Raw genomic sequence first — 23,637 nt, 5'->3', positions numbered from 1 at the left:
GAAGGGGCCTTCGTCGTTCAGTTGCCGCCGGGCATGTCCACCAGGATCTCTTCGTTCCACCAGTAGTAGAGCTGGTCCAGCTGGTCGGTGTTCGTGACCTTCGTGGACAGCAGGATGCCTGCGGTGAGGGTCTTCGCGTCCGTCCACACCAGCTGGGCCGGCTCACCGAGGAAGCACGTCAGGTAGTCGCCGGGGACCGGGCTGCGGGTCTCGGCGCGGTAGTACGTGCCCCAGATCTTCGGGTACTTCAGCGGGCGGCACGCACCCTGCGCGTCGTTGCGGGTGAGGCCCTGGGTCTTGACGATGTTCTGGAAGTACGCGTCCATCGCGGCCGCGTCGGCGAAACGCAGGAACTTCGCGCCCGTCGGCTGGGGGAACACCACGTTGCCCGACTTGACGTCACCGATGTTCGAATCACCGCACTCGACCGCGGCGGCCGCACCGGCCGGGGTCGCCGCGTCCTCGCACGTGTCCTGTTTGTAGACCGCTGGAAGCGCCGCATACAGCTTCTCGTCGTGTTGTGGCGCGGGTTTCGATTCCGAAGTGGACGGTGGTGGCGTCGAGGACGACGACGTGGCGGGTGGCGCCGACGTGTCGTCCGGGGTGACGGTCACCGGCGGGGTCGGCGACGGGCTGCCCGTCTGCGTCGTCTTGTCCTTGCTCACGAAGTACGTGACCAGCAACGCCACCACGACGATCCCGGCGAGTGCGCTGCACAACGCGATCCACCGGCCCCGCTGGGACTTCGGCGGCGGCGAAGGCACGGCGAGCGGCGCCGGCCCGGTCATCGGCCGCGGGCCGGTCGACGGCGCCGTCGGCGGCCCCGGGTACGGGCCGGTCGGCGGGCCGGCGTACGTCGGGCGCGGCGGGGTCATCGGCGCGGACACGGCGTGCTGCGCCGCCGGCGTCGGCATCGGACGCGGTGGGGTCACCGGTCCGGGCAGGGTTTTCTGCCAGGTCGGGATCGGCGCGGACGACGGCGTCGCCAGCGCGTTCCGGACGGCTTCGGCGAACGCGGCCGCCGTCGGGTAGCGGTCGGCCGGGTTCTTCGCCATCCCGCGCGCCACCACGGCGTCCAGCGCGGCCGGCACACCCGGCCGCGCCTGCGAAAGCACGGGCGGCGGCGCGGTCAGGTGCGCGCCCATCTGCGCGGCCGCGCCTTCCGCCTGGAACGGACGGTGCCCGGTGAGGCATTCGAAGAACACGCACGCGAGCGCGTAGACGTCGACGAGCCCGGTGATCGGGGCGTCGCCGAAGCGTTCCGGCGCCATGTAGTCGAGCGTGCCGATCACGTTGCCGGTGCCGGTGAGCGACGTCGCCTCGCCGCTCATCGAGCGCGCGATGCCGAAGTCCACGAGGTACACGAAGTCGCCGGTCGTGACGAGCACGTTCGACGGCTTGACGTCGCGGTGCACCAGGCCGTCCTCGTGCGCGGCGTCCAGGGCGCCCGCCACCTGCTCGACGATCCCCGCCGCGCGCTCGGGCGTCAGCGGCCCGTCTTCGAGCAGCTCCTTCAGGTCCTTGCCCTCGACCAGCCGCATGTCGAGGTACAGCTGCCCGTCGATCTCCCCGTACGCGTGGATCGGGATCACGTGCGGCTCCCGCAGCCGCGCCACGATCTGCGACTCCCGGCGGAACCGCGCGCGGAACGCCTCGTCCGCCGCGTTCGGCCCGGACAGCAGCTTCAGCGCGACGACGCGGTCGTGCGCCGTGTCGTAGGCGCGGTGGACCTCGCCCATGCCACCGCGGCCGAGCAGGCCCTCGATCCGGTACGGCCCGAACAGCTCCATCGCTCTCCCCAACCCCCCGGCTGGAAACCCGTCTATCGGGCCGACGCAAATGCTAAGCGCGAGGTTCCCCGTAACGGCGGCGAAGTCATCCAACTGTTGAGCACGTATCCTGGACCCCGTGAGCACGCTCAGTAACAAAACCACGTCGGGGGCGAAGGCGGCCCGCCTCGCCGCGGGGACGCTGGCGCTCGGCGCCGCAACCCTCGGTTACGCCGTCGGCATCGAACGGCGCCACTGGACCCTGCGCACCGCCGAGCTCCCGGTGCTGGCGCCCGGGTCGCGGCCGTTCACCATCCTGCACGTTTCGGACCTGCACATGCTGCCGAGCCACGTCAGCAAGCAGCGCTGGGTCGCCGCCCTGAACGAGCTCGAGCCGGACCTCGTCGTCAACACCGGGGACAACCTGTCGCACCACCAGGCCGTCCCGTCGGTGCTGCGCGCGCTCGGCCCGCTGCTCGACCGGCCCGGTGTGTTCGTCTTCGGCAGCAACGACTACTACGCGCCGAAACCCAAGAACCCGGCCCGCTACCTGATGCCGAAGGGCAAGAAGAAGCGCATCCACGGCGTCCAGCTGCCGTGGCGCGACCTGCGCGCGGCGTTCGTCGAGCACGGCTGGACCGACCTGACGCACGTGCGCCGCACGATCGACGTCGGCGGGCAGCGGGTGTTCGCCGCCGGCGTCGACGACCCGCACCTGCGCCGCGACCGCTACGCCGACATCTCCGGCCCGGCCGACAGCGGCGCGGCCGTCCGCCTCGGTGTCACGCACTCGCCGGAGCCGCGAGTCCTCGACACGTTCGCCACGGACGGTTACGACCTCGTGCTCGCCGGCCACACCCACGGCGGCCAGCTGCGTCTCCCGGGTTACGGCGCACTCGTCACCAACTGTGACCTGGATCGCAGTCGTGCTCGCGGCGCCTCCCGCTGGGGCGCGCACATGTGGCTGCACGTTTCGGCCGGCCTCGGCACGTCGCCGTGGGCCCCGGCCCGGTTCGCGTGCCCGCCGGAGGCGAGCCTGTTGACGCTGGTCCCGCGCGGATCGGGCGCCGACGAACCCCGTAAGACGGCCCGCCGTAAAGCCCGCGACAACGTCCGCTAGACTTCTCCACGACCCGTTAAGCAGTACCTCGGGGTGTGGCGCAGCTTGGTAGCGTGCCTCGTTCGGGTCGAGGAGGTCGTGGGTTCGAATCCCGCCACCCCGACGAGTAAGAGCCGGTGTCTTCGGACACCGGCTCTTCTGGTTTCCGGGGTCAGCGCGTCGCGGTCAGTTCCACCCAGCACTGGCTGAAATCGCCGTCACCACTTCTGACCCACGTCCAAGCAGACCTGGCCGCGCTCGCCAGCTGGTCCCGGTCGCGGCCGTAGTCCGGGTCCGCGATCGCGGCGTCCAACCGGGACTCGACGTACTTCGCCAGGTCCCGGTACGTCATGTCCTCGCGGTAGCGAGCGCGCGAGACGATCTCCGTGAACCCCGCCGCCGCGCAGTGGTCGGCGATCCGGCGGCCCGCGAACGGGTCACCACCCGCGCGGCGGCGCAGCAGGTAGTGCCCACGCAGGGCCGCGTCGACGTTCGCCGTCTTCGGGCGCAGCCGCGCCTTGCTCCAGTCCGAAGTGGACAACGCGAGCCTGCCGCCCGGCTTCAGGACGCGGCGCAGCTCCGCCAGCGCGTCCAGTGGTGCGGCGAGGTGCTCGAACAGCGCGTGCGAGAACGCGACGTCGAAACTGCCGTCGGCGAACGGCAGCCGGTAGGCCGACGCCGCCAGGAAGTCCACTGTGGACCGACCGGCGCGGCGCGCGACGTCGCGGGCCATCGCGATCTGGCCGGCGTCGACGTCGACCCCGGTGACGCGCGACTCGGCGCCCAGCCCCAACGTGATCGAACCCGGGCCGCAGCCGAGGTCGACCACCCACATCCCCGGCCCGAACAGCGGCTGGGCGAACGTCGCGCGCTCGGCAGCCGTGCGCGCGGACATCATCGAAACCGCGTCTCGCCCGTAGCCCGGCGCGTAACCCTCCAGCACCCCGCACACAGTACGGCCAGAAGGTGGCAGGATCGAGGGGTGAGCACGCAGTCAGCCAACCAATATCCGCCCGCGGTGGTCCCGGACCGGCTGTTCGACGAGGCCGAGACCGAAGCCCGCTGGCGCGCCCGCTTCCACGCGCCGCGCATTTCCGTGCCCGACTGGGCCCGCGACGCCCCCGATTCGAACCTCTACGTCTCCAACTCCAGCGGTGTCTGGGAGGTCTACGCCTGGAACCGGGCGACCGGCGAGCACCGCCGCGTCACCGACCGGCCCAACGGCACCATGCACGCCACACCGTCCCCGGACGGCGCGTGGATCTGGTGGTTCGACGACACCGACGGCGACGAGTTCGGCTCGTGGGTGCGCGAGCCGTTCGCCGCGACCGAGGGCAGCAAGCCCGAGAAGGCGGTGCCGGACGTCCACGACGGCTACCCGGCCGGCCTCGAGATCGGCACGAAGCTCGTCGCGGTCGGCGTCTCGACCGACGACGGCAGCGAGCTGTTCGCCCGGATCGACGGCGAGACCCACCGCTTCTACAGCCACGCGGACGACGCCGGCATCACGTCGCTCTCCCGCGACGAGAGCCTGATCGCCATCTCCCACTCCGAGCACGGCGACTCGCGCCACCCGGCGCTGCGGGTGCTCGCGACCGACGGTTTCGCCGCGGTCGCCGAGAAGTGGGACGGCGAGGGCAAGGGCCTGTCCGCCCTGGAGTTCTCGCCGCTGCCCGGCGACCAGCGGCTGCTGGTCCTGCACGAACGGCGGGGCCGCGAGGAGCTGCTGGTCTGGGACGTCCGGGAGGACACCGAGACGGAGATCGAGCTGGACCTGCCCGGCGAGGTCGTCGCCGGCTGGTACCCGGACGCGCGCGCCCTGCTCGTCGTCCACTTCCACGAGGGCCGCAGCTCGTTGTACCGCTACGACCTCGACTCGGCCGAGCTGTCCTCAGTGGACACTCCGGCGGGCCGGATCGGCGGCGCCGGCGTGCGTCCCGACGGGACCGTCGAGTACTCCTGGTCGAGCGCGGCCGAGCCGGCCGCCGTCCGGGCGCGCACGGCCGACGGCGCCGACGCGGTGCTGCTCGAGCCGCCGGGTGACCGGGCGCCGGGGTCCGAGCCGGTGACCGACGCGTTCGTCGAAGGGGTCGGCGGGCGGATCCACGCGCTGGTCTCGCGGCCGTCCGGGGCGCCCGACGGTCCACTGCCGACGGTGTTCTCCCTGCACGGCGGCCCGCACGCGGCCGACGAGGACCGCTTCTCGGCGTACCGCGCGACCTGGCTCGACGCCGGGTTCGCCGTGGTCGAGGTCAACTACCGCGGCTCGACCGGCTACGGCTCGGCCTGGCGCGACGCCATCGAAGGCCGGCCGGGGCTCACCGAGCTGGAGGACGTCGCCTCGGTGCACGACTGGGCCGTCCAAAGTGGACTCAGCGACCCGAAGAAGTGCGTCGTCAACGGTGCTTCGTGGGGTGGTTACCTGTCCCTGCTGGCGATCGGCACCCAGCCGACCCGGTGGGCGGCGGCCGTCGCCGGGGTGCCGGTGGCCGACTACGTCGCCGCGTACGAGGACGAGATGGAGCAGCTGCGCTCGTTCGACCGCGCGCTCTTCGGCGGTTCGCCCGACGACGTGCCCGCGGTGTACCGGGAGTGCTCACCGATCACGTACGTCGACGCCGTCACGGCGCCGGTGCTCGTGCTCGCCGGTGACAACGACCCGCGCTGCCCGATCCGGCAGATCGAGAACTACCTCGACCGGCTGGGCGGGCGCGAGCTGCACCACGAGTTCTACCGCTACGACGCCGGCCACGGCTCGCTGGTGATCGCCGAGACGATCAAGCAGACCTCCATCGAGGTCAACTTCGCGCAGCGGGCCCTCGGCCTGCGCTGACCCAGTGCCGTGAGGGGCACCTTCAGGGACATATAAGCCCTGAAGGTGCCCCTCACGGCTTCAGCGCTCGGAGTGCAGGACCCCGCCGGTGGCCCAGTGGTCCGCGCCCACCTCGATCAGCGTCACCTGGACGCCCTCCGGCTTGCCGCCGCAGGTGCGGATGAAGGCGTCGGTCAGCTCGCGCACCAGGGCGCTCTTCTGCGCGGGCGTGCGGCCGGGGAACATCGAAACACTGATCATCGGCATGGCGGCTCTCCTGGACGCGGCGGGGTGAGACGCGGCGAAGCTAGCAAATCGGGACGGCCGCCGCGTACTGCGGGACGAGCCGCGCCCCGAGCGACACCTTCATCGCGGGCATCTTCTTGCCGAACAGCACCGACGGCCGCCCGTTCGCGATCGCCCAGCGCACCGCCTCGCCGTAGAAGTGGAAGTAGAGGTCGGGCCGCCCGCCGTGCTCCGGCGCGAGCGCGCCCCAGTGCCGGGCGACCGGGAGCTCCGGGTGGTCGAGCACGGAGGCGACGGCGAGCAGCCGGCCGGTGCCGGGGTCGCGGTACTCGGCCACCGCGACGTCCGGTTGACGCAGCAGCGCGGTCAGGTAGCCGGTGAAGAGCGGCAGCGGCACGATCGGCACGTCGCGGTGCTTGTGTTCGTTGAGCCGCAGCATGTCCGCGATGGCGACCGGGTCCGCCTCCTTGCCGGGCAGCCACCGCACCTCGACCGCCGGGTCGGCGTCGAAGACCCGGAAGATCTTGCGCAGGTTCTGCTTGCGCTTGCGGGCCAGCGAATGCATCCAGTCGTCGCGGGAGCCGAAGGCGGTGACGTCGAGCACGGCGACGTCCTCGGTCCGCCGCACCAGCCGGAACCGGCCGCCGACCGCGTCCAGCCCGGCCTCGCCGACCTGCCGGACCAGCATCCCGCGGCACCCGGGACCGAGCTCGGCGCGGATCGCCGGGACGTACGACTCGAGCAGCCGCGTGACACCGCCGTCGCCGCCGGAGTCCGCGAACCACCAGCCGGGCTGCGAGCTCACGCCGGGCGAGCGGACGTCGAGACCACCGAGACCACCGGCCAGGCCGCTCGCGCGGGCGAACCGGTGACGGCGGGTCCGCCCGGTGACCCACGCGGCGGAGACGACGCCGCGGGGGTCGCCACCCTCGCGGAGCACGGTGACCGGCTGCGGGGTCCGCGCGGCCCACGCCTGGGTCCGGAGCACCTCCCAGCTCCAGTCGGCCCGGAGCCCGGCGCGCTCGCGCAGGACCGTCCAGTACCCGGGTTCCGCGTCGTGACGGGGGTCGAGCACGTCGATCACCACCGCGTCACCGGCCCAGCACCGGCCGGGGTACGGCCACGGAGAACAGCGAGCGCGTGCCGAACCCGAGCGCGGCCTTTTCGGCGAGCATCGCCCGGCCCGCGGTCAGTTCCGGTCGCCGCTGCGTAATCATGTGGGCCACGCAGCGGGCGTAGCAGTCGACGTAGAGACCTTCACGGCCGCCGGCCGCGCTCGGCAGCGCGGCCCAGTGGTGCACCGCGCAGCCCGCCGGGTGGTCGATCATCGTGTTGAAGCCGAGCAAGCGGCCGGCGTCGTCGCGGTAAGTCCGGGTGCGGACGTCCGGCCGCCGGACCAGCGCGTCCAGGTAGCTCGGCGCGATCGGACTGCGGGTGTCCATGTGCAACCCGCCGATCCGGGACCGCTGGCCGCCCGTCCACGCACGCTCGTCCTGCCGGGCGCGGTGGGCGTTGAGCAGCGCGGCGAGCGCACCGGCGTCCAGGTCGGTGCGCCCGGACGCCACCTCGGTGACGACGTCCTGGCGGAGGAACCGCCGCAGCCCCGGCTCCAGGCCGGCCTCCCATTCGTCCACCGTGGAATAGGCGTTGCGCAGCACGGCCGCCGGGTCGATCTCGCGACTGATCCGGCCGCGGCCGTCCAGCGCGGGCACCAGCTCGGGGTTCATCGCCCGGTAGACCACCCCGAGCAGCCCGGGACCGAGGTGCTCCCGCAGCGCGCGTTCGAACCGCCGGATCGCCCTCCGCCGCTCAGGCTCGCCGACGTCGTCGTCGAACACGCACGCCGGGTAGCCGCTCAGCAGCGGGAGGTAGACCTCGGCCCAGCGCGGCCGGAAGCGCCCGCCGGAAAGCGGCCCGAAATCGGTGGCCCGCCAGCTCCGGCACACCATCACCGACAGCGCGCCGACGACCCGGTCACCCTCGCGGACGACGGCGAGCACCGGCGGGTTCTTCGCCAGCCACGCCTCGCGGCGCAGCAGCTCGTAGTCCCACACCGGTGGCAGGCACTTGACGCGGAACGCCGTCCAGCCCGCGGGTGGCGCGTCGACCCGCGGGTCGACGATGTCCACTTGCGACACCGCGGCCAGTGCCGCGGTCATCGGCCCAGCACCGGTCTCGGCGCCGCGGCCGCGAACAGCGCGCGCGGCTGGAACCCCAGCTCCTGCTTCAGTTCGCTCATGCCCCGGCCCGCCGACAGCTCCTTCGCCCCGCGCTGCGCCATGAACCGCACCGCGCGGACGTAGGAGTCGAAGTACAGGCCCGCACCCCGGCCGCGCTCGTCGAGCGGCAACGCCGCCCAGTGCTGCAGGCTGGGGCTGTCCGGGTGATCGAGCATGGTGTTCACCGCGAGCAGCCGGCCGTTGTCGTCGCGGTAGGTGAGCGTGTGGATGTCCGGCCGCCGGACGTAGGTGTGCAGGAAGCCGGCGGAGGGGAACGTGCGGGTGTCCAGCACGAGCTTCCCGTACCGCTCGCGGTGCGCCTTGATCAGCCCGGCGACCTCGGCGCCGCCGACGTCGTCGCGGCCGGGACCGCCGCGCACCACCAGAGTCGGGTCTTCGGCGATCCGGCGACGCCGGCGTCGCAGGCCGGACCGTCGCCGGCCGGGCAGCGTGGCGATCCAGTCTTCTTCGGTCGTGAAGCGGTTTTCCAGCACGGCCGTCGGTTCCGCCCGCCGGACCAGCCGGCCGAGACCGTCGACGACGGTGGCGAGCTCCTCGTCGATCGCCCGGTAGAGCACCCCCATCAGGCCGGGACCGAGGTGCCGCCGCAGGGCCCGCTCGAAGTCCCGCACCAGCGCCCGCCGGTCGGCGGCCGGGAAGCCCGGCGTGAACTCGATCCCGGGGTAACCGCTCAGCCACGGCTGGTAGACCTCGGCCCAGAACGGCCGGAGCAGCCACCGGCCGGGGGCGGGCGCGAACCGCGGGGACAGCCGCGGCCGGCAGACCAGAACCGACATCCCGGCGACGATTTCGTCCCCTTCGACGGCGACGACCACCAGCTGCGGGTTGCGCGCGCCCCAGGCTTCGAGGCCCATCAGCTGGTAGTCCCACACCGGGTGCAGCCGCGCGGTCCGGGTGAACTCCGCCCAGCCCGCGGGCGCCGGATCGGCCCGGGGGTCGTGGAAGGCGAACCTCATGCGACGACGACCGGCGTGCCGTGGCGCGGGCAGCGCTCGATCGCGCCGGGCACCCCGCCGGCCGGGACGACGTCCACGAACCGCGGGGAATCCTGGCGCAGCAAGGTGAAGGCGAGCCCGGCGGCGGTGGGCCGCGCGTAGACGTGCGGCCAGTCGAGGTGCCACCGCCCGCACCCGCCCAGCGCGCCGAGGTAGCCGAGCACCGGGTCGTGCAGCACGCCGTACGGGCCGGCGTCGAGCGAGTCGAGCTCGCGCTGCGGTACGGCTTCGACGCGGCTCGCGCCGGTGCCGGGCAGCCCGGCCGTGAACGTGCTGACCGCCTTGTCGTCGCCGACCACCAGGACCCGGTGACCGCGGTGCAGGACCGCCGTCAGCTCGCGAAGCACGGACTCGCTCGGCGCGTCGGGATCGGCGACGCATCCACGGACGTCCTTCGGCAGGTCGGACGGCGGGCGGAGATCGTCCGGTCCCAACAGGACGATCATGCTGCCGCGCCCGGGCGGGCGAGCCGTCCGCAGCACCCGGCCGAGACCGCGGGCCGGGTCGGGCCGCTGCGCGCCCCCGGCCAGCGGGACCAGGTCGACGAGCTTGTGCAGGGCCTCGGCGAGCGGCGCCGCACCGCCGTTCGTCCCGGTGCGGCCGGGCACCAGCACCGGATCTTCCCGGCCGTCGAGCGCCCAGCGCTCGCGGTAGAACGGCACCGTGGCGAACGCCGAGCGCACCGCACGCACGTAGGCGGCACGCCACGCGACACCTACCCCCAGATTCCACATGGCCGGGGAGTCTGCGCCATCAACGCCCGTAGCGGAAGGACTTCGTCCGCAGGACACCCCGAATGACGGATGGGTTAATACTTTGGTCTGGGTCTGAACGGAGGAATTCGTAGTGAAGGCATCCCGGAACAACGATGCTTCTGCTTATAACTCCGCAACACCGCGCATCGGCTTGCGGCCTTACCGGATCCAACTGGGGTATTCATGAACACCATTCGCACTGTCGGTGACCGTACGGACACGAATCCGGTACGGCACCCCGAGCGCCGCAGATGACCAGCACTTTCCCCGGCCCGGCCGAAAGTGGACTCACGGTAGTCATTCCGTGCTTCAACGAAGTCGACAACGTCGAACCGTCTTATCGGGAAATAACCAACGAACTGGGCCACCATTCACTGGAACTGTTGTACGTCGATGACGGCAGCAGTGACGGGACGCTTGACGTAATTCATACCCTCGCGGCCGCGGACCCCCGTGTGCGGTACCTGTCGTTCAGTCGCAATTTCGGCTTCGAGGCCGCCTTCTCGGCCGGCTACCGGTACGCGTCACAGCCGTGGGTCCTGCACATCGACGCCGACCAGCAGTTCCCCGCCGCCGAGTCGCGCAAGCTCGTCGCGGCGGCCGAACAGGGCTACGACGCGGTGTTCGGCGTCCGCACGAACCGCCAGGACCCGCTGCTGCGGCGCTGGGGCACCGCCGCGTTCCACTTCATCGGCCGCCGCCTGCTGCGCATCGAGATCCCGCCGGGCGCCACGGCGTTCCGCCTGGTCCGGGCCGAGCTGGCCCGGAAGATCGTGGACCTGCGGCTCGGCACGCCGTACTTCCTCGCCACGGTGCCGCGGCTGACCAGCCGGTACACGACCGTCCCGGTGGCACACCGGGCCCGTGAGCGCGGCGAGTCCAAAGTGGGCATGGGCTTCCTGTCGTCGCACGCCATCGAACTGTTCGTCGGGTTCACCCGCAGGCTGACCACCGCGGCTTCCGCGACGGCGCTGCTCGCCGCCGGGATCGGGGTACTGGCCGCCGGTGCCGCGGCGTTCGGCCTGCTCGGCGCGAACGCCACCGCCGTGACGCTGTTCGCGCTGCTCACCGTGCTGCTGCTGGTGTCGTCGCTGACCGTGCGCTACCTCGTCGTGGTCGGCGCGGGCCAGCCGCGGCCGCGGCAGTACTACGTCCGGGAGTCGAACGTCGCGATCGACGTCGAGGACCGGCTCTTCACGTCCGAGGACCCCGGGGGGCCTCGGCGGATCGATGTGCAACTGGGGAAAGGCATTTCAGCGTGACTGGTTACGAGAGAGACTCCGCGAGAACCCTGGTGGTACTGGGTGGCGCGGACGGTTCGGTCAGCACCTACGAGCGGGCCCACGAGCTGGGCTTCCGCACGATCTGCGTCGACGTCCGCCCCGGCGCACCGGCGGTGGTGTACGCGGACGAGTTCCTGCAGGTCAGCGTGCGGGCGCCGGAGCAGATCGCGGCGGCGCTCGACGGCCGCCGGGACATCGCCGGGGTGCTCTGCCCGGCGAGCGACGTCGGCCTGCCGACGCTGGCGTGGCTCACCCGGCACTGGGACCTGCCGGCTCCCCTGCCGGAGTACGCGGTCAGGGCGTCAACGGACAAGTCCGTCTTCCGCGCCCTGTGCGACCGGCTGGGACTGCCGGGCTACCGCAGTGTCGCCGGCCGCCCGGGCCCCGAGCTGGTCAGCGACGCCCAGCAGCTGCGGTTCCCCACGCTGGTCAAGCCGGTCGACTCGTCGGGCAGCCGCGGGGTCGTCTCCTGCTCCGGCCCCGGCCGGCTGACCAAGGCGTTCAGCGAGTCGCTCGCCTTCTCGCCCTCGGGCCGGCTGGTCGTGGAGGAGCACCTCGACGGGACGCACTTCACGATCGAGGCGCTGGTCGTCGACGGCCGGACCGTCTTCCACGCCGTCACCGAGCGCACCCTCACCCCGCCGCCGTTCTTCGTGACGTCGTCGCACCTGCTGCCCGGCGAGCTGTCGGCGGACGTCGAACTGCGGCTGATCGAGGCGCTCGACCTGATCTGCACCGAGCTCGGCTACCGCACCGGACCGCTCACGCTGGACGCGGTCCTGGGCCGGGACGGGCAGCTCTACCTCATCGAGATGGGCGCGCGGATGGGCGGCAACGGCCTCGCCGAGGCGATCCAGCACTGTTACGGCGCCGACCTGATCGCCGCCGGGATCGCGGCCGCCACCGGCGGTGAAGTACACCTCGACCTCCACCAGTCGAAGCCGACGCTGGTGCACATCCTCGCGTCCGACCGCGGTGGTCACCTGTCCCGGGTGGACGGTGTGGAGGAGGTGCGCACCATGCCCGGTGTCGTCGGGCTGCACCTGTTCGCCGAGGAGGGGTCCTACGTCAAGCCGTACGAGCAGGCGGGGTACAAGCTGGGTTACGTCGTGCTCACCGCCGCGACCGTGCCCGAGCTGCTCGCCGCGGAGAACGACGTGCGCGGCACGCTGAAGTTCCTGCTCCGTGAGCAGGACATGGCGGTACCGCTGCCGTGACCGGCTTGTCCCCCGCCGCCCCGCCGGTCGTGGCCCCGCCGCGGCCGGCGGCGGTACTGCGGCTGCTCGCCGGCCGCGGGGTGTTCCGGGTGTCGGTCCAGCTGATGGGGCTGGTCCTGATCACGGCGTGGGGCGCGCACGACTACGGCCGGTTCGCCACGGCGCTCGGCCTGATGACCTGGTTGAACTTCGTGCCGGGCGCGGCGGAGAAGTCCGCGCTCAAGGCGGTGCCGCGGCTGCGGCTGACCCGGGACGCGGTCGCCGCGCTCACGGTCCGGCTGGCCGCGGCGCCGGTACTGGTGGTGCTGGCCGCCATGGTCGTGGCGCTTGCCGTCGCCCCCGAGTCGGACGCCGCGCTGTACCTGACGGCGGCGGCCTGGTCGATCTCCGGCGGGTTGCTGATGACCGTGTCCGGGCTGCACCGGCTGCGGGGAAAGTCCATTTTGGACGCCTTGGCGTTCACCGCCGGTTCGGTCGTCGTCGGGCTCGTGACGTGCCTGACCTGGCTGGTGCGCTGGCCCCCGGAAACGCACCTGGTGCTGCTGCTCGCCGGGCTCGTCGTGATCCTCGGCGCTTCGGCGGCCCTGCTGCCGGGGCCGTGGCTGCGCGGCGCCGGTGTCCCCGGGCACCGGCTCCTGCCGGCGTACGGGCGCAGCACGGTGCTGCTCGGCCTCACCGAGGTGCTCGACGTGCTCTCGACGTCGGCGGTGTTCGCCGTGCTGGCGCTGTCCGGCCGGACGACCGACAGCGGCCCGTTCTACCTGGCGGCACTGGTGTCGAGCGCGTTCTGCTCGCTGCTGTTCTACCAGCTGAAGCTGCACCAGCCGGCGGTGTCGCGGCGCATGCGCGGCACCGGCGCGGCGGGCGGCCGGGCCCGCGCGGCCGAGCTGTTGAAGCTGGTCGAACGGGCCGGGATCGGGTTCGCCGTCGTGCTGGGCGCCGGCCTTGCGGTGCCGTCGACGCGCGCGCTGCTCGCGGCCGAAGACGGCTACGTCGTCCTCGGTGTGTTCGTGCTCTTCGAGACGGTGCTGTACGCGACCGGGCTCTACGCGAGCTTCCTCGTCGAAAACACCAACAGCAAGGTGCTGACGCTGACGTCCGGCACCGCCGTCGTGGCCCTCGTCGCCACGGGTTTGAGTGCGGCCCTGCTCGTTCCTCCGCTCGGGCCGGTCGGCGGGTTCGCCGCGCTCGTGCTCGGGCTCGCCGTCAAGGCGGTCGTCCTGCGGCGCCTGCTCCGCCGCCGTCATTCGTTCTGAACCGGGAGAATCATGTACGTACTGGGCATCAGCAGGGTCCACGACTCGGCGGCGGCACTCGTGCGCGACGGCGAGATCGTCGCCTTCGCCGAGGAGGAACGCTTCACGCGCGTGAAGCACGACGGCGGCTTCCCCGCCGAGGCGATCAAGTTCTGCCTCGAGCGCGGCGGGATCACGCTGGCCGACGTCGACCACGTCGCCTACTACTGGCAGCGCTGGAAGGAAGGGATCCACGCGGCCAAGGTGTTCGCGCGGTACTTCCCGGGCACGCTGGACGTCTTCCGCAACGCCAACGGCGACGAAGGCGGCCGCTCGTCGGGCATGGTCGACACCTTCAAGACCGGCGGCGGCTCGGGCCACGACGACTACCACGTCGGCGGCGCGGTCCTGGCCCACGTCAAGCGGTCCTACACGCTGGCGCAGGACGTCAAGGACGCCGTCGCGTGGACCGGCCCGACGAAGTTCAAGACCCACCTCGTCGACCACCACCGCGCGCACGCGGCCAGCGGCTACTTCATCTCACCGTGGGACGAGTCGGCCGTGCTCACCTTCGACGGCATCGGCAGCGACGGCACGGCCACCTACCTCGCGCACGGCCGCGGCAACAGGATCGTCGACCTGCGGCGCATCAAGTTCCCGCACTCGCTCGGCGCGATGTACGCGGGCGTCACCGGTTACCTCGGCTTCTACCCGACCCGCGACGAGGGCAAGATCATGGGCCTCGCGCCGCTGGGCGAGGACACCTACGTCGACGCGTTCAAGCAGCTCGTCCACCTCGACGACGACGGCGGCTTCGAGCTCGACCTGAGCTGGTTCGCCCACCACCGCACCGGCAAGCACGTGATGGCGAAGAAGTTCAGCGACACCTTCGGCCCGGCGCGGCCGAAAACCCGGGTCACGGCGGCGAATCCCGTTCCCCAGCACTACTGCGACATCGCGTACGCGCTGCAGGTGACGCTCGAAGAAGCGGGCCTGCACCTGGCGCGGTGGCTCCAGCGCGAGACCGGTTCGAAGCGGCTGTGCGTCGCCGGCGGCGTCGCGCTCAACAGCGTGATGAACGGCCGGATCCTGCTGGAGACGCCGTTCGAAGACTTCTTCGCCCAGCCCGCGGCCGCCGACGACGGCTGCGCGCTCGGCGCGGCGCTGGAGGTGTCGGTCGGCCGGTACGGCAAGCCGCGCCCGCGTGACGGTTACACCTACACCGGCCCCGACTACACCGAGGCCGAGATGGAGGTGGCACTGCAGGACGCCGGCGTCGAGTACACCCGCGTCGGCGACATCGCCGCGCACACCGCCGCCAAGATCGCCGACGGCAAGATCGTCGGCTGGGTGCAGGGCCGGATGGAGTGCGGGCCACGGGCGCTCGGCAACCGCTCGCTCGTCGCCGACCCGCGCGACCCGGAGTCGAAGACCCGGATGAACGAGAAGGTCAAGCACCGCGAGGCGTTCCGGCCGTTCGCGCCGTCGTGCCTGGCCGAGCGCGCGGGCGAGTACTTCGTCAGCGACTACCCGTCACCGGTGATGCTGCTGGTGTTCGACGTCCTGCCGGACAAGCGGGACGAAGTGCCCGCCATCACGCACGTGGACGGGACCGCGCGCGTGCAGACGGTGAGCGTGACGGACAATCCGCTGTACTACCGGATGATCAGCGAGTTCGAGAAGCTGACCGGGGTGCCGATGGTCGTCAACACCTCGTTTAACGACAACAACGAGCCGATCGTGGCGAGCCCGGCCGACGCCATCGCCTGCTACCTGAAGACCGACGTCGACGCGCTGGCCCTCGGGCCGTTCTGGGTGGAGAAGGAACTATGACCGCAACGGTGACGGAGTCGCCGAGCTGGATCGGCGCGCTCTACCGGCGGCGCCGGTGGCTGTGGCTGGTGGCCGCCGTCCCGGCCGTGGTGACCACGCTGCTGATCATGGTGGTGCTGCCGCCGGACCAGACGCTGGACAACATCGGCGACTGGGCGTTCAAGCTGTGCCCGTTCCTGTTCGCGGTGCTGACGGTTTCGCTGTTCCCGCGGGTGAAGTACGGGCCGGCGCTGATCGTGTTCGCCGTTTTCGTCTACATGTCCTATTTGGACACCGAGCTGGTGATGCGGGTCCAGGCGTTCGCGCGTTCCACCGCTGATGACGCCTTTCAGCCGGTGTACCAGTTCGAGCTGTTCGTGACGACGTTCATCGTGCTGTTCGCGCTGCTGGCCTACCGCCTCGGCGGCGGCCGGACGGTGAACGTGCTCAAGGCCGGCGTCGCGTCGATCCTGGTGGTCGTCTCGGGTGTCAACGACCTGACGTTCTGGGCGCTCAACGACGTCTGGGCCGCGGGGACGAAGCCGGTCGAGCTGAAGTGGGCGTCCCACATGATCGTGTTCCTCGGCGGCCCGCCGAGCGTGCCCGCCGCGGTGGCGTTCATGGTGGTCCACCTGGTGCTGGCCGCGATCGTCGTCGCGCTGCCGGTGGGACGGTGGGTGAACCGGGCGCTCAGAGTCCCCGCTTCGTCGCCTGAAGCTTCGTGACGGCGGCCGGGTCACCCTGGAAGTCCAGGTTCACGGCGTCGCGGCCGAACACGAACAGCAGCAGGTCGACCGGGTCCCCGACGACCGTCACCGGGTCGGGCCCGGTCTTGACCGTGGCCTCGCGGCCGTCGGTGGTCCGGAGGGTGACGCCGACCGGCGACTTGCGGAGGTTGAGCTTCGCGGCGCCCTTCGCCGAGCGCCACGCGGTGGCGTCCCGGGTCGGGTCGGCCGGGCGCGGCTTCCAGTCCGGCTGCGCGCGGCGGACGTCCTCGTGGTGGACGAGGAACTCCGCGCCGTTCGTCAGCTCGTCGAGCGGGCCGATCGAGGTGGGCCAGAACTTCGACGGCCCCTGGCGCACCTGGTCGACCAGGTTCGGCCACGGCTTCGCGGCGTAGCGGTCCTGGACCTTCTTCGTGTACCCCGCGAGCGCGGGCACCGCGATGCCCGGCGCGGCGTCGATCCGGTGCTCACGCACGACGAGGTGCGCGGCGAGATCCCGCGTCGTCCAGCCTTCGCACAACGTCGGCGCGTCGGGCCCGAGGTCTTCGAAGAGCGAGCTCAACGCCTGACGTTCGTCTGCAGCGACACCCATGGGTGTGACGCTACTCGCCGGTACCCGCGCTGGCGACGGGAAGAGACCGCGGGCACGTGTCGTTGACCGGGTTGTGAGCCGACTCTTCAGCCCGATCACCGTCCGCGGCCTGACGCTGCCGAACCGCGCGTGGGTGTCCCCGATGTGCCAGTACTCCGCGACCGACGGCCTGCCAGGCGACTGGCACCTCGTCCACCTGGGCCAGTTCGCCACCGGCGGCGCCGGCCTGGTCCTGACCGAGGCGACCGCCGTCACACCGGAAGGCCGGATCAGCCCGCAGGACACCGGCATCTGGAGCGAGGAGCACGCTGACGCGTGGCGCCGGATCGTGGACTTCGTGCACGCCCAGGGCACGTCGATCGGCATGCAGCTGGCCCACGCGGGCCGCAAGGGTTCGACGAAGCGCCCGTGGGAGGGCTCGGGCAGCGTCCCGGTCGACGAGGGCGGCTGGCAGAGCGTCGGCGCGGACCGGCAGGCGTTCGGCCCGTACGCCCCGGCGCGTCCGCTTTCGACGGACGAGGTGAGCGCGCTCCCGGCGGCGTTCGCGGCTGGCGCGCGCCGAGCCCTGGACGCGGGGTTCGACCTGGTCGAGCTGCACTTCGCGCACGGGTACCTGGTGCACCAGTTCCTGTCGCCGCTGTCGAACTCCCGCACGGACCACTACGGCGGCGACTTCGAGGGCCGCACCCGGCTGGCGCTGGAGATCACCGACGCGGTGCGCACCGAGGTGGGGCCGTCGGTGCCGTTGTTCGCCCGGCTGTCGTCGTCCGACTGGACGGAAGGCGGCTGGACGATCGAGGACTCGGTGCGTCTCACGAAGCTGCTGGCGGAGCGGGGCGTCGACCTGATCGACGCGTCCTCGGGCGGAAACACCCCGAACCCGGACATCCCGGTCGGGCCGGGCTACCAGGTCCCGTTCGCCGCCCGGATCCGCTCCGAGACGGGCGTGCCGACCGGCTCGGTGGGCATGATCACGGACCCGGAGCAGGCGGAGGAGATCGTGGCCTCGGGTTCGGCGGACGCGGTCTTCCTGGCCAGGGCCCTCCTGCGCGACCCGCACTGGCCCCTGCGCGCGGCGAACGTCCTCGACGGTGAGGTCCGCTGGCCGGACCAGTACGCCCGCGCCAAGTCCTGGCACTGATCTTCGCCGCGAAAGGTCGGTTCCGGTCCGATTCGGACCGGGACCGACCTTTCGCGCGCGCCGCTGTCGGCGGATGGCGCTACCGTCGCTTTCATGGTGTTGCATCAGGGGAAAACCGACAGCCCGAGCCGCGTCGGCGGCACGAATCCGATGTACGCCGGGGCGAACCCGGCGCTCGCGTCGGGCTTCGTCATGCCGCACGACAAGCTGCTCGACACACCACTGCCACCGGACACGGCGCTGCAGCTGGTGCGTGACGAGCTGATGCTCGACGGCAACGCGCGGCTGAACCTCGCCACGTTCGTCACGACGTGGATGGAGCCGCAGGCGCGTGAGCTGATGGCCGAGTGCGTCGACAAGAACATGATCGACAAGGACGAGTACCCGCAGACCGCCGAGCTGGAGCGGCGCTGCGTGAACATCCTCGCCGACCTGTGGCACGCGCCCGACCCGGCCGGCGTCATGGGCTGCTCGACCACCGGGTCGTCCGAGGCCTGCATGCTCGCCGGGATGGCGCTGAAGCGGCGCTGGTCGAAGCTGGGCCGCACCGGGAAGCCGAACCTGGTGATGGGCGTGAACGTCCAGGTGTGCTGGGAAAAGTTCTGCGAGTACTGGGAGGTCGAGCCGCGGCTGGTGCCGATGGAGGGCGACCGGTACCACCTCTCCGCCGAGGAGGCGGTCGCGCGCTGCGACGAGAACACGATCGGCGTGGTGGCGATCCTCGGGTCGACGTTCGACGGCAGCTACGAGCCGGTCGCGGAGATCGCGGCGGCGCTCGACGCACTGCAGGAGCGCACCGGCTGGGACATCCCGGTGCACGTCGACGGCGCGTCCGGCGCGATGATCGCGCCGTTCCTCGACCCGGACCTGGAGTGGGACTTCCGGCTGCCGCGGGTCGCGTCGATCAACACCTCCGGGCACAAGTACGGGCTGGTGTACCCGGGTGTCGGCTGGGTGATCTGGCGGAACAAGGAGGCACTGCCGTCGGAGCTGGTGTTCAACGTCAACTACCTGGGCGGCGACATGCCGACGTTCGCGCTCAACTTCTCCCGCCCGGGCGCCGAAGTGGCGGCGCAGTACTACACGTTCGTGCGGCTCGGGCGCGAAGGATTCCGCGCGGTGCAACAGGCGTCGCGTGACGTGGCGATGCACCTGTCGGCCGGGATCGCCGGCCTGGGCCCGTTCGAGCTGCTGACCCACGGCGACCAGCTGCCGGTGTTCGCCGTGACCACCCGCGCGGACGCGGGCTTCGACGTGTTCGACGTCTCCCGCAGGCTGCGCGAGCGCGGCTGGCTGGTGCCGGCGTACACGTTCCCGGACAACCGCACGGACCTGGCGGTGCTGCGGATCGTGGTCCGCAACGGCTTCACGCACGACCTGGCGGACCTGCTCCTGGCCGACCTGGCGCGGATCCTCCCGGAGCTGCAGGAGGAAGGAGGCCGCCCGAAGGACCCAGCCAAGGCGACGGCGTTCCACCACTGAACGCGCGAAAGGCCGGCTCCGTGCGGAACCGGCCCTTCGCGGACGGGGTCAGGCCTGCTGGGCCTGCCACATCCAGTGCGCCTCTTCGAGGGCACGGGTGATCTCGATCAGCAGGTCCTGCGTCACGAGGTCGCTCTTGTCGGTCTCGTCGATGCGCTTGCGCAGCCGCCCGATGAGAGCCGAGAGGATGTCGACGATCGCGGCGACCGTCGACTCGACCGACTGCCAGTTGTCCGGGTAGTCGGGCAGCCCGGAGCTCTCGACGACGGTCTTCGCCTTGCCGTTCGGCGAGACGCCGATGGCGTTCGCCCGCTCGGCGACCTGGTCGACGTACTCGCGCGCGGTGGTCACGAGCTCGTCGAGCTGGAGGTGCGCGCTGCGGAAGTTCGCGCCGACGACGTTCCAGTGCGCCTGCTTGGCGATCAGGGAGAGATCAACGAGGTCGACCAGCGTCGCCTGGAGGGCGTTGCCGGTGATCTCCTTGTCGGCCTCGGCCAGCGGGCTCTTGATCGGAGACTTGGACATGTGCGGTGATCCTTTCCTCGAACTGAGGCGGGGATCAGACGGTCGCGGAGAGCGCGACCTCGATGTTCCCGCGAGTGGCGTTGGAGTAGGGGCAGACCTGGTGGGCCTGCTCGACCAGCTGGTCGGCCTGGGCCTGCTCGACACCCGGCAGCGAGACCTTCAGCGCGACGCCGAGCCCGAACCCGGCGTCCTGCTTGAGGACGCTGACCTCGGCCGTGACGGTCGTGTCGTGCAGCGGCACCTTGGCCTGACGCGCGACCAGCTGCAGCGCGCTGTGGAAGCACGCCGAGTAGCCGGCGGCGAAGAGCTGTTCGGGGTTCGTCTTGTCCCCGCCGGGGCCACCCATCTCCTTCGGGATGGCCAACGACTCGTCGATGACACCGTCGGACGAGGTGACCTCGCCGTTGCGGCCGTCTCCGCGTGCCGTCGCCACCGCGGTGTAGATCGCCTGACCCATTCTTCGCCTGCCTTCTGTCCGGGAACGCTCAGCGTCGAGCGTCTCATCGGGTACAACATCCCGCACCCGCGGAACAGTGCCCCTACATGGCAGGCATCACGTGCTTCGGTTACCCGGCAACGGCCGGGCGAAACGCTAGGAGTGGCGCGACACCGCGAACTCGGCGACCTGGCGGCCGATCAGGCGAAGCGTGCGGATGCTCTTCTCGTCGGACGCGCCGCCGCCGTCGTCGAACTTGGTCTCGGCGGAGTTGATCGAACCACCCAGCGGGGTGGCCCAGCCGCGCAGTGCGTGCGTGATCGTGCGCAGCTGCTCGAGCGTCGTCACCGCGGCTTGCCAGCCGTAGGCGACGGCGGCCAGGCCGACAGCGCGGCCGTCGAGGTAGGGGCGGGCGTCGTCGCGGAGGTCCTCGACGTAGTCCAGGGCGTTCTTGACCAGCCCGGACAGCGCACCGTGGTAGCCGGGCGAGACTACGATGAGGCCGTCGGCGTGGCGGACGGCGTCGACGAGTTGCCTCGCGCGTTCGTCACGCTCCAGCTCACCCGCGTCGTAGAAGGGCAGCACCAGGTCCGGCCCCGACAGCAGCCGGGTCCGGACGCCGGTCTCCGCCGCCGCGGCGAGCGCGATCTGCAACGCGCGTTCGGACTGCGAGCCCTCCCGCAGAGAGCCGCCGATCCCGAGCACATTGACCGTCCTGGCTGAAGTCACGCTTTCCAGGCTAACCCCTCCACTTAACTGGAGGACCAGACTTTGGGACGGAGGCCCCGGTCACACCCGGCGCCGCACTGGACCTGCTACCTACTGACAAGTAACATCTGCGCCGCACCGATGCACAGGAGGCAACGATGGCGATCCCGCTCCCGGTCCGCGTCCAGGCCGCCGCGTCCCAGCTCGCGTTCTGGCTGCCCGGGCCGGTGCGGCGAGCCGTGGCGGGCCGACCGGTGCACCTCGACGGGCAGGACCTGGCGCTCGACGCCCAGCTGCTGCTGCGGCTGCAGAAGGTCGCCCGCGCAGAGCTGGTCCGCGGCTCGGTCGAGAGCTCCCGCGCGCTGCTCGACGTCGGGCGGCACCTGGTGAGCGGCAAGCCGATCGAGCCGGTCTCGGTGCGCGAGATCGCCGTGCCGACGCCGGACGGCGACTTGCCGGCGACGCTCTACACGCCGGTCGGGCTGCCGGAGAAGTCGCCGCTGCTGGTGTTCTTCCACGGCGGCGGCTGGGTGATCGGCACCCGCGCGAGCCACGACAACGCCGTCCGCTTCCTGGCCAAGCACGCCGGGGTCCGGGTGCTGTCGATCGAGTACCGGCTGGCCCCGGAGTTCCCGTTCCCGGCGGCCGCGGACGATGCCCTGGCGGCGTTCGACTTCGCGTACGCCAAGGCGAGCGACCTCGGCGCCGACCCGTCCCGCATCGCGGTCGGCGGCGACAGCGCGGGCGGCAACCTCGCCGCGGTGACGGCCCAGCAGGCGGTGCGCCGCGGCGGCCCGGCACCGGCGTTCCAGCTGCTGATCTACCCGGCGACGGACTTCGCGCAGCGCTACCGCTCGCAGGACCTGTTCGCCGAAAACCTGTTCCTCACGGACGTGCACATGAAGTGGTTCGAGGGCCACTACGTGCCGAAGGGCAGCGACCTGACCGACCCGCGCCTGTCCCCACTGCGCGCGGAAGACCTGAGCGGCCTCCCCCCGGCCCTGGTCGTGACGGCGGGCTTCGACCCACTGCGCGACGAAGGAGAGGCGTACGCGAAGAAGCTCGCCGACGCCGGAGTCGAGGTGGCGCTGCGCCGCCACGAGGACCTGATCCACGGTTTCATCAACTTCACGGGCGTCGGAACCCGCTTCCGCGAAGCCCTCGCCGAGACGGCAGGCGCCCTGAGGCAGGGTCTGTCCATTCGCGACTGACGCAGGAGACGCCAGGCTCGAACCGCGGGAATGGGGTCGCACTGATAAGTCTTGTTGCGGCCATGTCTGTCCACATGGGACCGGCCACACCTGAGCGACCGGCACGAGCCACGCGGCCGAGCCAGCCGCGGGCGACCGAACGCACCCCAAGCGCGGACACCTGCCCAGCCGACCTCCACGACCAGGCTCACCACGAACACGAGCCGCCACCCGCGACCAAGCCCGCCACCCGCGACCGAACGCACCCCAAGCGCGGACACCTGCCCAACCGGCCTCCACGACCAGACTCACCACGAACACAAGCCGCCACCGCGACTAAGCGCCACCCGCGACCGAACGCACCCCAAGCGCGGACACCTGCCCAGCCAACCTCCACGACCAGACTCACCACGAACGCAAGCTGCCGCCCGCGAGCACGCCCGAAGGCCCCGATGCCCGGCAGATCGGCCTCGACGAGCGAGCGGGCGGGTCGGCAAAAATGCGAGCCACCGCCGGTCACACCGCCCCGGGAAACGACCCGGAGCCCGGCGCGGAGGAATGTCCGCGGCCGGGCTCCGGGCCCCCCTGTTTCTCCGATAGCCGTACTAGCCCGCCGGTGCGGGCAAAGGCGGGACCGGCAGCGGCGGCACTGGGAGGCCGCCGAGCAGGCCACCCAAGATGCCCGTTACCGCGCCCAGCAGGGCCTTCACCAGGTCGCTGACGATCTTCAGCGGGCCCGGCAGGTCCGGCAGCGAAGGGATCGGCAGCGGCAACGGCGGCAGCTGGCGCGCCTTGGCCGTCGGGTCGGTCAGCAGCCGGGCGGATTCGTCCGCGCGACCCTTGGCCAGCCCGGCGAGCTGCTGGGTGTCGGTCTGGATCGTGTAGCGCTTTCCGGCGGCGATGTCCGACAGCACCGGGCTCATCTGGCCCAGGTCGGACCGCGTGGCGCCGACGTTGCCCGCGTAGGCCACCTTGGTCAGGTCGTCACGCATTTGCAGAACCTGCGCGGCGAGGGCCTGGGTGCTGGAGGAACCCTTGCCCCCGTCCGGGCTCGCCGAAGCGATCCCCGCCGTCGCGACTGCCAGCAGACTGCCGGCGGCTACCAGGGCGATGGACCGCCCGAACTTGCCTTTCATACCCTTTACCTCCTGGCCTCGGGAGACCTGACGGGTTAAAGCGATACTCGCCGTATCGGAGATAAGCCACCCGATCACCGGATAGGGAAGTTTTCTAACCCTTACGTGCCGGATGCAGAAGAGGCGAACTAGACCGCAATTGATTAACGGCGAAACCTTGCGTCTCCCCCTGAAGATCATCCTGACCAACCCGAGGCGTCACTGCTGGTCACCGCCGTCCACTATGGAACAGTTCGGTC

The 23,637-nt window shown here is 71.4% G+C and carries 21 protein-coding genes, 1 tRNA gene and 1 pseudogene; 11 read left to right on the top strand and 12 right to left on the bottom strand.

Annotated features, from left to right (window positions below; genetic code table 11):
- Nucleotides 1-17 precede the first annotated feature (17 nt).
- Nucleotides 18-1,790, bottom strand: a complete 1,773-nt coding sequence (locus ACIOD2_RS39240; RefSeq protein ID WP_400549976.1) for a protein kinase — start codon at nucleotides 1,788-1,790, stop codon at nucleotides 18-20.
- Nucleotides 1,791-1,908: 118 nt separating this feature from the next.
- On the opposite strand from ACIOD2_RS39240, the gene ACIOD2_RS39235 reads away from it, so the two are divergent.
- The gene (locus ACIOD2_RS39235) at nucleotides 1,909-2,889 is read left to right on the top strand and encodes a metallophosphoesterase (protein WP_400549974.1); all 981 of its coding nucleotides are present in this window, start codon (nucleotides 1,909-1,911) and stop codon (nucleotides 2,887-2,889) included.
- A 29-nt stretch (nucleotides 2,890-2,918) separates the two neighbouring features.
- Nucleotides 2,919-2,992 (top strand) — tRNA-Pro (locus ACIOD2_RS39230).
- A 48-nt stretch (nucleotides 2,993-3,040) separates the two neighbouring features.
- Here the strand turns inward: ACIOD2_RS39230 and ACIOD2_RS39225 are convergent.
- The gene (locus ACIOD2_RS39225; protein ID WP_323324529.1) at nucleotides 3,041-3,811 is read right to left on the bottom strand and encodes a methyltransferase domain-containing protein; all 771 of its coding nucleotides are present in this window, start codon (nucleotides 3,809-3,811) and stop codon (nucleotides 3,041-3,043) included.
- Nucleotides 3,812-3,850: 39 nt separating this feature from the next.
- On the opposite strand from ACIOD2_RS39225, the gene ACIOD2_RS39220 reads away from it, so the two are divergent.
- A complete protein-coding gene (locus tag ACIOD2_RS39220) occupies nucleotides 3,851-5,701 on the top strand; it encodes a prolyl oligopeptidase family serine peptidase (RefSeq protein ID WP_400549972.1) in 1,851 nt (616 codons plus the stop codon).
- Nucleotides 5,702-5,761: 60 nt separating this feature from the next.
- Here ACIOD2_RS39220 and ACIOD2_RS39215 read toward each other — a convergent pair.
- The 5 genes and pseudogenes from ACIOD2_RS39215 to ACIOD2_RS39195 form a co-directional block, all read right to left on the bottom strand.
- Nucleotides 5,762-5,953, bottom strand: a pseudogene (locus tag ACIOD2_RS39215) (4-oxalocrotonate tautomerase family protein); the annotation flags it as partial.
- A gap of 34 nt (nucleotides 5,954-5,987) precedes the next feature.
- Nucleotides 5,988-7,010, bottom strand: coding sequence for a GNAT family N-acetyltransferase (locus ACIOD2_RS39210; protein ID WP_400550660.1), 1,023 nt, complete (start codon nucleotides 7,008-7,010; stop codon nucleotides 5,988-5,990).
- Between the two features lie 7 nt (nucleotides 7,011-7,017).
- Entirely contained in the window at nucleotides 7,018-8,085 is a 1,068-nt protein-coding gene (locus tag ACIOD2_RS39205) for a hypothetical protein (RefSeq protein WP_400549970.1), read from the bottom strand.
- Nucleotides 8,082-9,122 (bottom strand): GNAT family N-acetyltransferase, encoded by a 1,041-nt coding sequence (locus tag ACIOD2_RS39200; RefSeq protein WP_400549968.1) that lies wholly within the window; start codon nucleotides 9,120-9,122, stop codon nucleotides 8,082-8,084. Before ACIOD2_RS39200 ends, ACIOD2_RS39205 begins: the two co-directional genes overlap by 4 nt.
- Nucleotides 9,119-9,844, bottom strand: coding sequence for a hypothetical protein (locus ACIOD2_RS39195; RefSeq protein ID WP_400550658.1), 726 nt, complete (start codon nucleotides 9,842-9,844; stop codon nucleotides 9,119-9,121). Before ACIOD2_RS39195 ends, ACIOD2_RS39200 begins: the two co-directional genes overlap by 4 nt.
- Nucleotides 9,845-10,167: 323 nt before the next feature.
- On the opposite strand from ACIOD2_RS39195, the gene ACIOD2_RS39190 reads away from it, so the two are divergent.
- The 5 genes from ACIOD2_RS39190 to ACIOD2_RS39170 are packed head-to-tail and all read left to right on the top strand — an operon-like array spanning nucleotide 10,168 to nucleotide 16,188.
- Nucleotides 10,168-11,178 (top strand): glycosyltransferase family 2 protein, encoded by a 1,011-nt coding sequence (locus ACIOD2_RS39190; protein ID WP_400549966.1) that lies wholly within the window; start codon nucleotides 10,168-10,170, stop codon nucleotides 11,176-11,178.
- The gene (locus ACIOD2_RS39185) at nucleotides 11,175-12,416 is read left to right on the top strand and encodes an ATP-grasp domain-containing protein (protein WP_400549964.1); all 1,242 of its coding nucleotides are present in this window, start codon (nucleotides 11,175-11,177) and stop codon (nucleotides 12,414-12,416) included. The genes ACIOD2_RS39190 and ACIOD2_RS39185 overlap by 4 nt, the downstream gene beginning before the upstream one ends.
- A complete protein-coding gene (locus tag ACIOD2_RS39180) occupies nucleotides 12,413-13,672 on the top strand; it encodes a hypothetical protein (protein ID WP_400549962.1) in 1,260 nt (419 codons plus the stop codon). The genes ACIOD2_RS39185 and ACIOD2_RS39180 overlap by 4 nt, the downstream gene beginning before the upstream one ends.
- A 12-nt stretch (nucleotides 13,673-13,684) precedes the next feature.
- Nucleotides 13,685-15,484, top strand: coding sequence for a carbamoyltransferase (locus ACIOD2_RS39175; RefSeq protein WP_400549960.1), 1,800 nt, complete (start codon nucleotides 13,685-13,687; stop codon nucleotides 15,482-15,484).
- Nucleotides 15,481-16,188, top strand: coding sequence for a hypothetical protein (locus ACIOD2_RS39170; protein WP_400549958.1), 708 nt, complete (start codon nucleotides 15,481-15,483; stop codon nucleotides 16,186-16,188). The genes ACIOD2_RS39175 and ACIOD2_RS39170 overlap by 4 nt, the downstream gene beginning before the upstream one ends.
- On the opposite strand, the gene ACIOD2_RS39165 is transcribed toward ACIOD2_RS39170, so the two are convergent.
- Nucleotides 16,154-16,780, bottom strand: a complete 627-nt coding sequence (locus ACIOD2_RS39165; protein ID WP_400549956.1) for a TIGR03085 family metal-binding protein — start codon at nucleotides 16,778-16,780, stop codon at nucleotides 16,154-16,156. The genes ACIOD2_RS39170 and ACIOD2_RS39165 overlap by 35 nt on opposite strands.
- Nucleotides 16,781-16,853: 73 nt before the next feature.
- Between ACIOD2_RS39165 and ACIOD2_RS39160 the strand changes: the two genes are divergently transcribed.
- Nucleotides 16,854-17,921 (top strand): NADH:flavin oxidoreductase/NADH oxidase, encoded by a 1,068-nt coding sequence (locus tag ACIOD2_RS39160; protein ID WP_400549954.1) that lies wholly within the window; start codon nucleotides 16,854-16,856, stop codon nucleotides 17,919-17,921.
- Between the two features lie 93 nt (nucleotides 17,922-18,014).
- Nucleotides 18,015-19,403, top strand: a complete 1,389-nt coding sequence (locus ACIOD2_RS39155; RefSeq protein WP_400549952.1) for a glutamate decarboxylase — start codon at nucleotides 18,015-18,017, stop codon at nucleotides 19,401-19,403.
- Nucleotides 19,404-19,451: 48 nt separating this feature from the next.
- Here ACIOD2_RS39155 and ACIOD2_RS39150 read toward each other — a convergent pair whose 3' ends face one another.
- From ACIOD2_RS39150 to ACIOD2_RS39140, 3 genes are all read right to left on the bottom strand, one after another.
- The gene (locus tag ACIOD2_RS39150; RefSeq protein ID WP_400549950.1) at nucleotides 19,452-19,928 is read right to left on the bottom strand and encodes a Dps family protein; all 477 of its coding nucleotides are present in this window, start codon (nucleotides 19,926-19,928) and stop codon (nucleotides 19,452-19,454) included.
- Nucleotides 19,929-19,962: 34 nt separating this feature from the next.
- Entirely contained in the window at nucleotides 19,963-20,385 is a 423-nt protein-coding gene (locus tag ACIOD2_RS39145) for an organic hydroperoxide resistance protein (protein WP_326945018.1), read from the bottom strand.
- A 135-nt stretch (nucleotides 20,386-20,520) separates the two neighbouring features.
- Nucleotides 20,521-21,093, bottom strand: coding sequence for an NADPH-dependent FMN reductase (locus ACIOD2_RS39140; protein WP_400549948.1), 573 nt, complete (start codon nucleotides 21,091-21,093; stop codon nucleotides 20,521-20,523).
- Between the two features lie 137 nt (nucleotides 21,094-21,230).
- Between ACIOD2_RS39140 and ACIOD2_RS39135 the strand changes: the two genes are divergently transcribed.
- On the top strand, nucleotides 21,231-22,283 hold the full coding sequence (locus tag ACIOD2_RS39135) for an alpha/beta hydrolase (RefSeq protein WP_400549946.1): 1,053 nt from the start codon (nucleotides 21,231-21,233) through the stop codon (nucleotides 22,281-22,283).
- 584 nt (nucleotides 22,284-22,867) lie between these two features.
- Here the strand turns inward: ACIOD2_RS39135 and ACIOD2_RS39130 are convergent.
- Complete coding sequence (locus ACIOD2_RS39130) at nucleotides 22,868-23,398, bottom strand: hypothetical protein (protein ID WP_392760373.1); 531 nt, start codon at nucleotides 23,396-23,398, stop codon at nucleotides 22,868-22,870.
- Between the last annotated feature and the right edge of the window lie 239 nt (nucleotides 23,399-23,637).

This window comes from Amycolatopsis sp. NPDC088138 (assembly GCF_044741685.1).
Lineage (GTDB): Bacteria > Actinomycetota > Actinomycetes > Mycobacteriales > Pseudonocardiaceae > Amycolatopsis.
Note: the sequence above shows the minus strand (reverse complement) of the source record. Positions and strands in the feature narration are given on the sequence as shown.